Raw genomic sequence first — 12,817 nt, 5'->3', positions numbered from 1 at the left:
CGGCATACCGGCTTCTGCTGAGCTGAATTCCGGACAACGACAGATCCCCGGGATCGGGGCTGACACGGAAGCGATCATGAGAAGCCTTTGGATTTCCCGCGCCACGACGGCTGCCGCCGCCCTGGCCGGCCTCACGCTGCTGAGCACCACGCCCGCATCGGCCGCCAGCTACTGGAACTCGTCGGCGGGGGCGAATGCCACCTCGGTGGGCACCGTGACGGAGAAGACGGTCACCGTCGCCAAGAAGACGTTCAAGATCCAGCTTCGCGTGGGCAAGTACGGCGGTCTCAGCTACTTCTGGGCCCGCGCTCCCAAGGACTCCGACGCGAACGGCATCAACCTGTCCCTGTCCGTCTACAACCCCTCCACCAGGAAGTGGGAGAGCCGGTCGAAGAGCATCAACAACACCACCTACACCGACGCTCACCGGTCCATCCACAAGTACGGCTACAAGGCCTGCGCGAAGGCGCCAGGGCTGGGTGGCAGCGCTCCTGTGTGCACCAGCGCCCGCTACGTCTGACGGCCTGAGAGCCCCGGAGGTGGGGGCGACCTGAAGGGGGCTTCGGGGCTCTTCAGGCTGACTTCAGGCGCAGGGGGCGACCCTCGAGGCTGTCGAATCGTCTCGGGGAGGGAGTTCCCATGTTGCAGCGACGTCTCGCGATCGTCGTCACGTCCGCCGTGCTCGGGCTCGGGGTCATGGCCGGCTCGGCGCTGGCCGACGACGGCCCGGTCAGGGTGCACGGCGGGGACGGCGACGTCGCCGTCAGGGCGCACGAGGGGCCGCGGTTCCACGGCGGCAGGCTGACGTGCTGGATGAGCGACGGCGAGGTCGTGAAGCTCTCCAAGGCCAAGGTGGCCGAGCTCGTCGAGGAGCGGTACATCGAGCCCGACCTCGCCTTCGAGGACGGTGTGGCGGTCGTGCCGGAGGACCGGCTGTCGATCAGCGTCCCGGCGAAGAAGCTGCCTCGCGAGGTGGTGAAGAAGAAGATCGCGGGCAAGCGGTGGCAGCACAGCCGGGTCATCCACCTCACCTGCGTCTGGAGCAAGTAGCGAGTGGCGCCATGCCGCGTCTCCGGGTGGTCGGCCCGGGGGCGCGGCACGCATTCCGCCTGTGGCCGACTTTACGCCCGGTAATCCGTTGGTGACACGTTTTCGGGTTCGCCGGACAAAGCAGGGCGCGATACGGAAAATGGGAGGGCCGGTCGCAGGGGCCGGAAGCCGCGGGTAGACGTGTCGGTGGCGAGGAGAGGGCGCCGCCACGAGGAGGTGCCGCCGACCCGGAATCGGCGGGGCGCTCCGATGACGGAGAAGTGCTGGTTGCCGCGTGCGTACCTGGATCAGAACCCTTCGCCCCTTCGACGTGCTCGCCGCCCAGGCGGTGATCGAGCGCACCACCGACCTGCGTGAGGCGGAACGCTTCATCAGGCTCTACCACGCCGAGAACTCCTCGGCGGGAGGACTGCACGCCCGCCTGCGCGACGTCGCCAGGGACGTGGCCCGCTACGGGACCTACACGCACACCTACGAGGAGCTCGAGTTCGGCGCTCAGGTGGCGTGGCGCAACAGCAACCGGTGCATCGGGCGGCTGTACTGGCGCTCGCTGAAGGTGCGCGACCGCAGGCAGGTGAGCACGGCCGAGGGGGTGGCCCTGGAGTGCGTGGCGCATCTGCGCGACGCCACGGCGAACGGGAAGATCAGGCCCACCGTGACCGTCCTGCCGCCCGACACGCCCGCGCTGCGCGGGCCCCGGCTGCTGAACGACCAGCTCGTGCGGTACGCCGGTTACCCGACGGCCGAGGGCGTCGTGGGGGATCCGCGCAACGTCGCGCTCACCGAGACGGCCAGGGCGCTGGGATGGCGAGGGCGGGGCGGGCGGTTCGACGTGCTGCCGCTGATCGTGCAGCCCGCGATCGGCGATCCGCTGCTGTGCAACGTGCCCGGGGACGCCGTGCTGGAGGTGCCGCTGGTGCACCCTGACTACGCGTGGTTCGAGGAGCTCGGGCTGCGCTGGCACGCGGTGCCGGCCATCTCGGACATGTGTCTGGAGATCGGCGGCATCTGCTATCCGTGCGCGCCCTTCAACGGCTGGTACATGGGCACCGAGATCGGGGCGCGCAACCTGGCGGACAGCGACAGGTACGACCAGCTTCCGGTGGTGGCTGAGCGGCTCGGGCTGGACACCTCGACCGAGCGCACCCTGTGGCGCGACCACGCGCTGGTGGAGCTGAACGTGGCGGTGCTGCACTCGTTCGAGCGAGCCGGGGTCACCATGACCGATCACCACACGGAGGCGCGCCGCTTCCTGACCCACCTGTCGAAGGAGGAGAAGGCGGGACGGGTGTGCCCGGCGGACTGGTCGTGGATCGTGCCGCCGCTGTCCGGCAGTGCCACGCCCGTCTTCCATCGCTACTACGACACCAGCGTCCTGACGCCCGCCTTCGTCCACCACGGCCGTTAGGTCCGCTGGGCGTCCTCCGTCAGGCGGGTGCGCAGCGCGGTCAGCTCGGCGGCGGTCAGGCCGCCCGCCGCCAGATAGGCCTCCACGTCCAGGCCGGACAGCAACGCCAGGACCACCTCCGCGGTGGTGGTGCCCGCGGCGGTCAGGCGGGCCCGCACGCGCAGGTCGTCGTCGGGCTCGCCCAGCCGGGCGTACAGCGCGCTGAGACGGTGCGTGGAGTGCTCGTAGTCGGCCAGGATGTCGCGGTGCCCGACCCCGGCCAGCGCGAGCAGCAGGATGGCCACCAGCCCCGTACGGTCGCGCCCCGCCACGCAGTGCACCAGCACCCCGCCGGGCGGGGCCGCGGCGATGGCGCGCAGGGGAGCGGCGCAGAGCGCGGGCCAGCGGTCCATGAAGGGCCGCAGGTAGAGGGGCGTCCCGCCGTAGCGGGGGCGGTCGGGGTCGTCGAGGCGGTCGATGGGCACGCTGACGACGGTCATGCCGGGCGGGCGCAGGCCGGGTTCGGCACGGTGCTCGCCGGGGTTGCGCAGGTCGACGATGGTGCGTACGCCGTGGGCCGCTGCCGCCGCCCACCCGTCGGGGCTGAGCCGGTCGGGCGTGTCGGAGCGCACCACCGCGCCCCAGCGGGTGCGCCGCCCGCCCGCCGCCGTCAGGCCGCCCAGGTCGCGGACGTTGCCGCAGCCGTCCCACATCAGGTCTCGCTCCATGTGTCCCACCTTGCCATCCCGCACTAGAAGATGGTTCTGTTGGAGGCATGGTGGACCTAGTGCTCTCGGCCCTCGACGACGAGGGCGTGCTCACGCTGACCTTCAACCGGCCGGACACGCTCAATGCCTGGACCGATGCCATGGGGCGGCGCTACTTCGACCTGCTGGCCGAGGCGGAGAAGAACCCGGACGTGCGCGCCGTGGTGGTCACCGGCGCGGGCAAGGGGTTCTGCTCGGGCGCCGACTTCAAGACGCTGAACGCGATCCAGAGCGGCTCGTACGACGAGGTGCCCGACCCGCGGCCCAACACCTTCCCCACGACCATCCGCAAGCCCATCGTGGCAGCCGTCAACGGGGCCTGCGCCGGGCTCGGCATGGTGCACGCGCTCGTCTGCGACATCGTCTTCACGGCCGCGGAGGCCAAGTGGACGACGGCCTTCCCGCGCCGCGGCCTGATCGCCGAGTACGGGCTGTCGTGGGTGCTGCCGCGCATCATGGGGCAGCAGCGGGCGATGGACGTCCTGCTGTCGGGCCGGGTGTTCACCGGGCAGGAGGCGTTCGAGCTGGGCCTGGTCAACCGCGCGGTGCCGGGCGAGACGCTGCTGGAGGAGGCCACGCGCTACGCGGGGGAGCTGGCGGCGTACAGCTCGCCCGCGTCCATGGCGGTGATCAAGCGGCAGGTGTGGCACGACTGGGACACCACGCTGGAGCAGTCCGCCAAGGCCGCCACGCAGGAGATGCTCGCCTCCTTCGGGCGGCCGGACTTCGCGGAGGGCGTCGCCAGCTTCCTGGAGCGCCGCCCCCCGAACTTCCCGCCGCTGTGAGAACCCGTCAGGAGAGGCGGTGGGCCCCGGGGGCGGGGGTGGCGGGCAGGAAGCGGGGCTCCTTGAAGCCGCGCTCGGCGTAGGCGTTCAGCACCGACTCCTTGACGCTGTCGAGGCGCTCCAGCGGCACCAGCGCGATCGCCGAGCCGCCGAAGCCGCCGCCCGTCATGCGCGCGCCGCGGGCGCCGCCCCTGATCGAGGCCTCGACGGCCACGTCGAGCTCGGGCGAGGAGACCTCGTACAGGTCCCTGAGCGACAGGTGGGAGGCGTTGAGCAGGGCGCCGATCTCGGTGACCGCGCCCGCGCGCAGCAGCCCGACGAGGGCCTCGACGCGGTGGTTCTCGGTGACGACGTGCTCGACGCGCTTGCGCTCGTCGCCCTGGAGCCGCGCGAGCGCCCCCGCCAGGTCGGTGACGTCGCGCAGGGCGGCGACGCCGAGCTTGCGGGCGGCCGACTCGCACTCGGCGCGGCGCTTGGCGTACTCGCCGCCGGCGTGCTCGTGGTGGACCTGCGTGTCGATGATGAGCATGCTCAGGCCGTGCGAGGCCAGGTCGAGCGGGATGGTGCGGGAGCCGAGGGAGCGGCAGTCGAGGAAGAGCGCGTGGCCCTCCTCGCAGAGCGCGGACGCGGCCTGGTCCATGATGCCGCAGGGCATGCCGACGAAGTCGTTCTCGGCCTTCTGGCTGAGCAGGGCGAGCTCCATCGGCGTCAGGCCGAGGCCGTGCACGTCGTTGAGCGCGGAGGCGACGGACACCTCCAGTGCGGCGCTGGAACTGAGGCCGGCGCCCGAGGGCACGTCGCCGTCGATCGCGATGTCGGCGCCCCTGACCCGGTCGCCGAGCATCGCCAGGACGCCGACGACGTAGCGGGTCCAGCCCCGGGACTCCTCGCGGCCGGCCAGAGTGACCGGCTCGCCCGAGTCGGACTGGAGGGAGAGGAGGCGGATGGTGTCGTCGTCGCGCGGGGTGAGGGCCGCCGTGACGCCCCACGGCACCGCGAAGGGCAGGACGAAGCCGTCGTTGTAGTCGGTGTGCTCGCCGATCAGGTTGACCCTGCCGGGAGCACGCCAGACAGTCTGGGGGGACGCGCCATAGGCGGCACTGAAAGCTTCAACAACGCGCATAATCGAACACTCCTCAACAATGGCCCGACCGTAGACTAGCGCCATGGAGGAGCTCCTGGTTCCAGGGCTCGGTCAGGTCCGGGTGTTCCTGTTGCACGACGACAACAAGCCGCGCAAGCTCAAGTACAACCTCGGTCATACCCGCCTGCTGACGTTCGGCGGCGCCTGGTCCAACCACATCAGGGCGGTGGCCGAGGCGGGGGCGCGGCACGGCATCGAGACGATCGGCGTCATTCGCGGCGAGGAGCACCTCCCGCTCAACCCCACCCTGGCCCGCGCGGCGGCCTGCGGCATGACCCTCACCTACCTCGACAGAGACTCCTACCGGCGCAAGGACACCGAGGAGGTGCTGGCGCGGCTGCGGGCGCGGTGGGGCGGCGACGTGACGATCCTGCCCGAGGGCGGCAGCAACGCGGCGGCCGTGCGCGGCTGCGCGGAGCTGCCGGGGGAGATCGGCGGCGACTACGACGTGATCTGCTGCCCCGTGGGCACCGGCGGCACGCTGGCCGGGATCTCGGCGGGGCTGCCCGAGGGCAGGCGGGCGCTCGGGTTCGCGGTGCTGAAGGGGGCCGGGTTCCTGGAGGGCGAGGTGGCCAGGCTGCAGCGGGAGACGTACGGGCGCACCTGGGCGAACTGGGCGATCAACCTGGACTACCACTTCGGCGGGTACGCCAGGACCACCCCCGCCCTGGACGCGTTCGCCGCCGAGCACGGGGTGGAGCGGATCTACGTGGCCAAGATGCTCTACGGCGTCCTCGACCTCGCCCGCCGCGGCGCCTTCGCGCCCGGCACCCGCGTCGTCGCCGTCGTCACCGGTCAGCCCTCGACCCCCGTCGAGGCGTGAGCCGCGCCCACCGGCTTCGACTCGGGTGAGCCGCGCTGGCGCAGGTAGATCGACAGCACCACCATCGACAGCACGGCCAGCAGCTCCGACTGCCAGTTCTGCAGGCTGCGGTCCCAGAACTCCGGCGAGGTCACGTACGCGCCCCACGAGACGGGGTCCCGCAGGTCGCCGAGCCGGTCCGCGTTGTACGCCGCCTGCCCCGCCACCGACTGCGCCAGCCACGACAGCACGAAGATGGTCCCCATCACCAGGCCGAGCGAGTTGCTGAACAGCCACAGCCTGAACCCCCTGACCTTGGCCCAGGCGGGCGAGTCCGCGTCCGCGTACGGCCCGATCTGCTGGTCCTCGTCGGACTCGGCCCCGGCCTTGTGCGGCTCCTTGGACTCGGGCGAGCCCCTCTGGACGAGCCAGACGGTGAGCATGATGAACAGGAAGAACTGCAGGTACTCCGACTGCCAGTTCTCCGACACGTCGACGGCGAACGCCGAGGAGGTCACGTACTGCGGCAGCGAGACCGGCTCGCTGCCGTTCGCCGCCTGCTGGTCGTTGAACTGCATCATCCCGGCGACGGCCTGCCCGCCCACGGCCAGCACGAACATGATCAGGAACGCCAGCGCCAGCGAGTTCTCCTTGAGCCACTTCACAGCTTCGACCACCCGATGGCGAAGAACCAGGCCAGGCCGGCCACGATCACCAGCGTGGTCAGCGTGAACATCACGCGCATCAGTCGTCCACCTCGCAGTCGTACGGCAGGTCGCCCATCGGCTCGCAACCCGCGGCCCTGATCCGCCAGCCGTCGCTGAAGCGGTGCAGGAAGAGCGTGTCGCCGGCCAGCCGTACCTGGGCGTCGTCACCCCACACGGCGACCTGCGTGACCTGGCCTCCGGCGCCGAGCTTCAGCCCGCGCAGCGCGTCGGCGCAGCTCTCACCCGGGTCGGGCAGTTTGTCGGCGGTCTTCCTGGCGAGCATCGCGCACGCCGCCTCCTCCTGATGTGCGGAGATCGCGGCGTGGAAGCGCTCGGCCGCACGCGCGGGCGAAACCGTGTCCACGGCGCAACCCACAGTGACCAGAGCCATCATCAGCACGACGAGCGCCTTCCTCATGAGCCCCCTGCTACCCACAGGTGAGCCGGGCATGCCAGGCGGGCGCCGCGCTAACCGAGCTGGTCGAGCACCGGCGACACCAGCGCGTTCAGCTCGCGGGCCAGCACGGTCACCGCGCGGTGCGCGCTCTGCTCGACCTCCATGTGCGGCCCCTCCGGCTCGGGCGGCAGGTCGTCGAGCGGCAGCGGCGCCTCCACGAGCATCGAGGCGCGCAGGAACGGCAGCCTGGCCAGGTCCTGCTGGGTCGGCTCGACGTACTGGCCGAAGGTCTCCTGCCAGCCCAGCCAGCCGCGGTCGCGCCACCAGGCCCGCGAGCGCCGCAGCTCCTCCGGCAGCGGGGAGACGATCCTGACCCGCGCGTAGAGGGTGCCGTCCCAGGTGTTGCGGTGGCAGGTCGCCTCCAGGACGCGCCGGTCCCACCGCACGTAGCCGGGCGTCAGCGACGGCGGGATGGCCAGCTCCCACGCCGTGCAGGCGAACCGCACGGGCGCGATGTCGCCCCACTCGAACGAGTCGAGATTCTTACGCACGTGTACGGCATAGCGCCCGTCACGGTCCCTGTCGAACTCCTGATCGATCCAGAACGCCTTGCCCATGACACCTACGCTACGGCGCTCCCCGGCTCTCACGCGGGCGGACAGAAGATCTCGGAATGCGCTGTGACGTGGATGACACATCTGTAGCTTTTTCACATTGTTGAGTGACATTGGGGAGAGCAATGGCGTCCGAACAGCTCGACGCGGCCATGGACCTCTGGAAGGCGGGAGACCTGGACCGGGCCGCCGCGCTGTTCAGGCAGATCGCGGCCACCGGTGATCCGGAGGCCTCCCACCTGCTGGCCGGGCTGCTGCAGGAGAGCGGCGACCTGGAGGGCGCCGAGGCCGCGCACCGGTCGGTCATCCAGTCGGGCGACCCGGTCTTCGGGCAGCGCTCGGCCATCGCCATGGGCATGATGCTGGTCACCGCCGAGGAGTGGGCCGCCGCGCACCGCGTGCTGATGATCGCCTCAGACGGCGCCGACTTCGAGGTGGCCGCGCTCGCGGACACGGCGCTGGTGCTGGTGCTGACCCAGCTCGGCGACGCGCAGGGCGCGCAGGAGTCGCTGGAACGGGCCCGCAGGTGCAACAGCCCCGCCGTGGCCGAGCTGGCCGCGCGGCTGGAGCTGCCCGAGTTCGACCAGGACCCGGCCTCGGCCCGCGACCGCTACGAGGAGGCCGAGGACGAGGACGACTACGAGGAGCTGCTCACCTGCGGCGACCCGGAGATCGTGGCGCTGGCGGCGTTCCGGCTCTACCAGATCCACGCCGAGAACGACGACTTCGACGCCGCCCGCGAGGCCTGCGAGCACGCCATCGCCGTCGGCTCCCCGGAGCACAGGGCCATGGCGCACAAGCTGCTCGGCGCCGTGCTGGTGGACCTGGGCGAGTACGCCGAGTCCGCCGCCGCCTACCGGGTCGCCGCCGAGGACCCCAGGCCGGACCTCCGGCTGCCCGCGCTCATCGAGCTGGCCAAGGTGACCGCGCAGCTCGGCGACGAGGAGGAGACGAAGGCCATCTTCCACCGGGTGATCGCCAGCGGCCACCGCGAGTACGCGGCGCAGGCCCAGGTGTGCCTGGCCCAGATGCACACCGAGGCGGGCGAGCCCGCCGAGGCGCTGGCCGCGCTGCGCGCCGTGCTGGAGTCCGGCGACGACGAGTGGTCCGCCGCGGGCGTCACCCTGCTGGGCCTCCTGCTCGACCAGCACCCCGAGGCCCGCGACGCGATCATGGAGGTGCTGGGTCTGGCGGCCGGCCACGACGACCAGGACACCGCGTTCAAGGCCGCGCTGCTGCTCGACCACGCCGCCAGGCAGCAGCCGCTGGCCGACCCTGTCGAGGAGCAGGCGCTCCAGGACACCGACGACGGCATGGCGGCGCTCAAGGCCGGCGAGCTGGCCGAGGCCAGGCGGCTGCTGCGCCGGGCCGCCGACTCCGGCGCGCCCGCCCAGTCGCTGCGGGCCATGGTCGTGCTGGCCAAGCTGGAGCTGGGCGAGGGCGACCGCGAGCAGGCCGACGAGCTGCTGTCGTACGTGGCCGAGGGCGACGAGGTGCTGCAGGGCTTCAACGCGGCGTTCCTGCTGCACCTGCTCCGCTCGTCCGCGGCGGAGCCGCACCCGGTGCTCGGCGCGATGCTCGACCACCAGCGGCTGGGCAGGGAGGAGGGGCTGGCCCGCTACCAGGAGGCCGCGCGGCACCCCGACCCCGCCGTGGCCGCCATCGGCACCGCCGTGTTCGCGCAGGTGCTGGCGTCCATCGGGTGCGACCTGTCCGAGGTCTCCGAGCTGTTGCTGTCGGCGGCGGGCAGCGGGGAGCCGCTGGCGCTGTCGTACACGGCGATGATCTGCAAGGACGTGCTGGCCGACCGGGAGCGGGCGGCCGGGCTGCTGGGCGAGGCGCTGGCGCAGGGGCATCCCGCGCTGGCCCCCTGGGTGGGGTGGACGCTGGGCGGGCTGGTCGCCGAGGACGATCCCGGGCAGGCGCGGGCCGCGTACGAGGTGGCCTTCGAGTCGGGGCACCGTGGCCTGCGGTTCGAGGCCGCGGCCGGGCTGACGGGCGTGTACGAGCGGCAGGGCGACCTGCTCGCCGCCTGCCGGCTGCACGAGCGGCTGATCGCCGAGGGAGAGCCGGAGCGGGGGGCGCTGCCGCTCGCGTACAACCGGATCAGGCTCGACGACGTGGCGGGGGCGCGGGCCGCGTTCGAGCTGGGCGACGACGAGCTCTGCGCGTTCGGCAGGCTGGTGCTCGACCGCGACTTCGAGGGCGCGGCGCGCGCGTTGCCCGAGGGGGAGGAGCTGGCGATGGCCGGGGTGCTCGCCATGGAGTGCGCGAGCGCCTGGCAGCACACCGGGCGGATCGAGGCCGCCGACGGGGCGCTCGCGCTGGTGGCCGCCGCCGGGCATCCCGCCCAGCGGCAGCAGGCGGGCTGCCTGCTGGGCGCGCTGCGCGGTGACGCGGGGGACCGGCGCGGGGCGGTCGAGGCGTTCCTGGGGACGCTGGGGGAGGACGAGCACCTCAACGGGGTGGCGCTGCGGTCGGCCGGGGAGCTGCTGCGGGAGCTCGGCGAGCACGCGGAGGCGGTGGCGGTGCTGGACCGGGTGCCCGAGCCCGACCGCGAGGTGACGCTGATGGCCGCTGGGTCGCTGGTGGCGTGCGGGCGCGTGACGGAGGCCCGCGAACGCCTCACCGCGGCCTACGGCGCGGGCGCTTACGAGCGCGGTGCAGGGGCGGGCGTTTACGAGCGCGGTGCAGGGGCGGGCGTTTACGGGCGCGGTGCCGGGGTGGACGTGGCGCCGGGCGGGGAGGCCGCGTTGCATTTGGCGCGGTTGCTGCGGGAGCGCGGGGACGCCGAGGCGGCGCTGGCGGTGCTGCGGGACGCGCCGCCCGAGGTGTCCGCGCTGTCGGAGTGCCTGCTCGGCAGCCTGCTGGCCGAGACCGGCGACCTGCCGGGCGCGCGGGCGGCCTACGAGCGGGCGGCGGCGCTCGACCCGGAGACGGAGCCGGCGGTCATGGTGGAGGCGGGCCGCTGCCTCCTGGCCGCGGGCGACACCGAGCCGGGGTACTTCGCGCTGGAACGGGCCGCCGCGCAGGAGGACGACCCGCACGCCGCCGCCGTGGCCCGGCACCTGCTCGGCCGCGCCGTCCCGGAGGAGCTGCCCTGGGTGCTGCTGGCCGAGGGCGACAGGCCGGGCGCGCTGGCGGCGCTGACCGGGCTGACCGGGTCGGAGCCGCTGGCCGCGCTGCTGCTCGCGCTGCACGACGACGACGTACGCGAGGTGCGCCGCCTGTTCGCCGGGCTCGGCCCCGAGGACCGTGCGCGGGCCCTGGACGAGATCATGGCCAAGACTCCCGGCACGACGGTGCTCCACCGTCTGATCATGGAGGAGGGCGAGCCGGAGCCCGCCGCCATCGCCGCGATCGACCTCGGCGCCGCGATCGCCGAGAAGGGCGACAACTGCCGCGCCGAGCTGTGCTTCCTGACCGCCACCGGCCACCCGGCCACGGCCGGCGTGGCCTGGCGCAACATCGCGGCCGTCCGCCACCTGCGCGGCGACCTCGACGGGGCGCTGGAGGCCGCCATGAACGGGCTGCCCGACACCGCCGACATCGCCGCCGACCTGCTCACCGACCGCGGCGACGCCGCGCGGGCGCGGCGGCTGCTGGCGGAGGCGGCCGCGGCCGGCGACCTCGCCTGCCGGCGCTCGCTCCTCCTCCACCTGCTCAACGAGCAGGACCACGGCGCCGCGATCGAGGAGGCGGAGCGGGCCGTGGGCAGCGGCGACCCGGAGACCGTGGCGATGGGCTACTGGGCGTGGGGCGTCGCGCTCGGCGCGCGGGGCGAGGTGCGGCAGGCCGCCGCCATGTACGCCAAGGGCATCGACGCCGGCCATCCCGAGCTGTCCGCGTCCCTGCGGCTCGACCTGGCCACGGCGCTGCGCGAGCTGGGCGACACCATCGGGGCCGAGCGGGAGCTGAGCCTGGCCATCGCCTCCGGCCACCCGTACGCGGCGGCCAAGGCCCGGGTGCAGCTCGGCGTCTGGTTGTACGAGGAGGGACTGCCGCTGGCCGCGGCCCGGTCGTTCGCCGCCGCGCTCGGCACCGGCATGGCCGCGACCGCGCTGGACGCGCTGAACGACATCTCCCAGGAGCTGTGCGACGGGGGCGAGCACGCGCCCGCGCTGGAGGTGCTGTCGCTGATGGGCGAGCACGCCGCCGCCCAGGCCCGCGAACTCGGCGCCCGCTGCACGGACCCGCTGGCCGTGGTGCGGTACTACGAGCTGGCGGGCGCGGACCCGTACACCGAGCTGGAGGCCGCGGGACGGCTGGCGGAGCTGGGGGAGACGGCGGCGGCGCGCGCCTGCTACGAGCGGCTCAACGAGCACGAGGACCCGGACGTGCGCTTCGTCGCCGGCGGCAGGCTGCTGGAGCTGCTCGACTCGGCGGGCGACACGGAGGCGTTCTACGACCTGGCCGAGCGGCGCGCGGGCGACGCCGACAGCCCCGCGCCCGGCGTGTTCGGCAGCCTGCTCGGCATGTTGCAGGAGCGCCAGGGCGACACCGAGGCGTCGCTGCGCACGCTGCGCGAGGCGGCGGAGAACGGCGAGCCGACCACGCTCAGCGTGTACGCGCAGACCCTGGTGGGCGCCGGGCACGTGGACGAGGGCAGGCAGGTGTACCTGCGGGTGCTGGACGCGGGCGACGACGACCTCGCCGCCCGCGCCATGATCGCGCTCGGGCAGACCTACCACGAGGAGGACGAGGAGCGGGCGCACGCCTGGTACCGCAGGGCCGTCGAGGAGAGTGAGGGGCACGTCAGCGCGCTGGGCGCGATGTACCTGGGCGCGCTGGCCAAGCGGAACAGGAACTTCCCCGAGGCGCTCACCTGGTACCAGCGCGTCATCGACGCGGGTGACCCGGAGTCGGGCATGGCGGCGGCGCACCTCGGCGAGCTGTGCTACTGGCTGGGCGACCGCGACGGCGCGCTGCGGTACTACGAGCTGACGCTGGGGCTGAGCGAGCAACCCGAGCTGGTCGCCGAGGCCGCGTGCAGGCTCGGTGAGATCCAGTACGAGCGCGGCGACCTGGAGCGGGCCCGGCGGCTGCTGACGCAGGCGATCGAGACGGGCGAGGCGACGTTCGCCGCCGAGGCGAAGACGCTGCTGGCCAAGCTCGCCTGAGGAGTTCACCCTGGCATGTCGCCGGGGTGAACTTGTGCTTAATA

The 12,817-nt window shown here is 72.9% G+C and carries 11 protein-coding genes; 6 read left to right on the top strand and 5 right to left on the bottom strand.

What is annotated here, in order from left to right; translation table 11 throughout:
• The first annotated feature begins 76 nt into the window (after window positions 1-76).
• The 3 genes from FXF51_RS18120 (at window position 77) to FXF51_RS18110 (ending at window position 2,458) form a co-directional block, all read left to right on the top strand.
• Window positions 77-520 carry a hypothetical protein gene (locus FXF51_RS18120; RefSeq protein ID WP_148435658.1) on the top strand — a complete coding sequence of 148 codons (444 nt, stop codon included), beginning with the start codon at window positions 77-79 and terminating at the stop codon, window positions 518-520.
• A gap of 119 nt (window positions 521-639) precedes the next feature.
• Complete coding sequence (locus tag FXF51_RS18115; RefSeq protein WP_148435657.1) at window positions 640-1,050, top strand: hypothetical protein; 411 nt, start codon at window positions 640-642, stop codon at window positions 1,048-1,050.
• A gap of 274 nt (window positions 1,051-1,324) precedes the next feature.
• Window positions 1,325-2,458 carry a nitric oxide synthase oxygenase gene (locus FXF51_RS18110; RefSeq protein ID WP_148435656.1) on the top strand — a complete coding sequence of 378 codons (1,134 nt, stop codon included), beginning with the start codon at window positions 1,325-1,327 and terminating at the stop codon, window positions 2,456-2,458.
• Here the strand turns inward: FXF51_RS18110 and FXF51_RS18105 are convergent.
• Window positions 2,455-3,165, bottom strand: coding sequence for a tyrosine-protein phosphatase (locus FXF51_RS18105; RefSeq protein ID WP_148435655.1), 711 nt, complete (start codon window positions 3,163-3,165; stop codon window positions 2,455-2,457). The two genes, FXF51_RS18110 and FXF51_RS18105, sit on opposite strands and share 4 nt — an antisense overlap.
• Before the next feature lie 47 nt (window positions 3,166-3,212).
• Here FXF51_RS18105 and FXF51_RS18100 point away from each other — a divergent pair, with 47 nt between their 5' ends.
• Window positions 3,213-3,989 (top strand): enoyl-CoA hydratase-related protein, encoded by a 777-nt coding sequence (locus FXF51_RS18100; protein ID WP_148435654.1) that lies wholly within the window; start codon window positions 3,213-3,215, stop codon window positions 3,987-3,989.
• 7 nt (window positions 3,990-3,996) lie between these two features.
• Here FXF51_RS18100 and galK read toward each other — a convergent pair whose 3' ends face one another.
• A complete protein-coding gene (gene galK / locus FXF51_RS18095; protein WP_148435653.1) occupies window positions 3,997-5,112 on the bottom strand; it encodes a galactokinase in 1,116 nt (371 codons plus the stop codon).
• A 43-nt stretch (window positions 5,113-5,155) separates the two neighbouring features.
• On the opposite strand from galK, the gene FXF51_RS18090 reads away from it, so the two are divergent.
• The gene (locus tag FXF51_RS18090) at window positions 5,156-5,956 is read left to right on the top strand and encodes a 1-aminocyclopropane-1-carboxylate deaminase/D-cysteine desulfhydrase (protein WP_148435652.1); all 801 of its coding nucleotides are present in this window, start codon (window positions 5,156-5,158) and stop codon (window positions 5,954-5,956) included.
• Here the strand turns inward: FXF51_RS18090 and FXF51_RS18085 are convergent.
• The 3 genes from FXF51_RS18085 to FXF51_RS18075 all read right to left on the bottom strand — a co-directional run bounded on the left by FXF51_RS18085 (window position 5,929) and on the right by FXF51_RS18075 (window position 7,656).
• A complete protein-coding gene (locus FXF51_RS18085) occupies window positions 5,929-6,600 on the bottom strand; it encodes a DUF6766 family protein (RefSeq protein ID WP_148435651.1) in 672 nt (223 codons plus the stop codon). The genes FXF51_RS18090 and FXF51_RS18085 overlap by 28 nt on opposite strands.
• A 79-nt stretch (window positions 6,601-6,679) precedes the next feature.
• Window positions 6,680-7,060, bottom strand: coding sequence for a hypothetical protein (locus FXF51_RS18080; protein ID WP_148435650.1), 381 nt, complete (start codon window positions 7,058-7,060; stop codon window positions 6,680-6,682).
• A 50-nt stretch (window positions 7,061-7,110) separates the two neighbouring features.
• Window positions 7,111-7,656 (bottom strand): hypothetical protein, encoded by a 546-nt coding sequence (locus FXF51_RS18075; RefSeq protein ID WP_148435649.1) that lies wholly within the window; start codon window positions 7,654-7,656, stop codon window positions 7,111-7,113.
• Between the two features lie 122 nt (window positions 7,657-7,778).
• Between FXF51_RS18075 and FXF51_RS18070 the strand changes: the two genes are divergently transcribed.
• Complete coding sequence (locus FXF51_RS18070) at window positions 7,779-12,773, top strand: tetratricopeptide repeat protein (protein WP_148435648.1); 4,995 nt, start codon at window positions 7,779-7,781, stop codon at window positions 12,771-12,773.
• The last annotated feature ends 44 nt before the right edge of the window (window positions 12,774-12,817 follow it).

It is taken from the genome of Nonomuraea sp. PA05, from assembly GCF_008086045.1.
GTDB lineage: Bacteria > Actinomycetota > Actinomycetes > Streptosporangiales > Streptosporangiaceae > Nonomuraea > Nonomuraea monospora.
The sequence above is the reverse complement of the archived record's forward strand: the minus strand, read 5'-3'. Positions and strand labels throughout refer to the sequence as shown.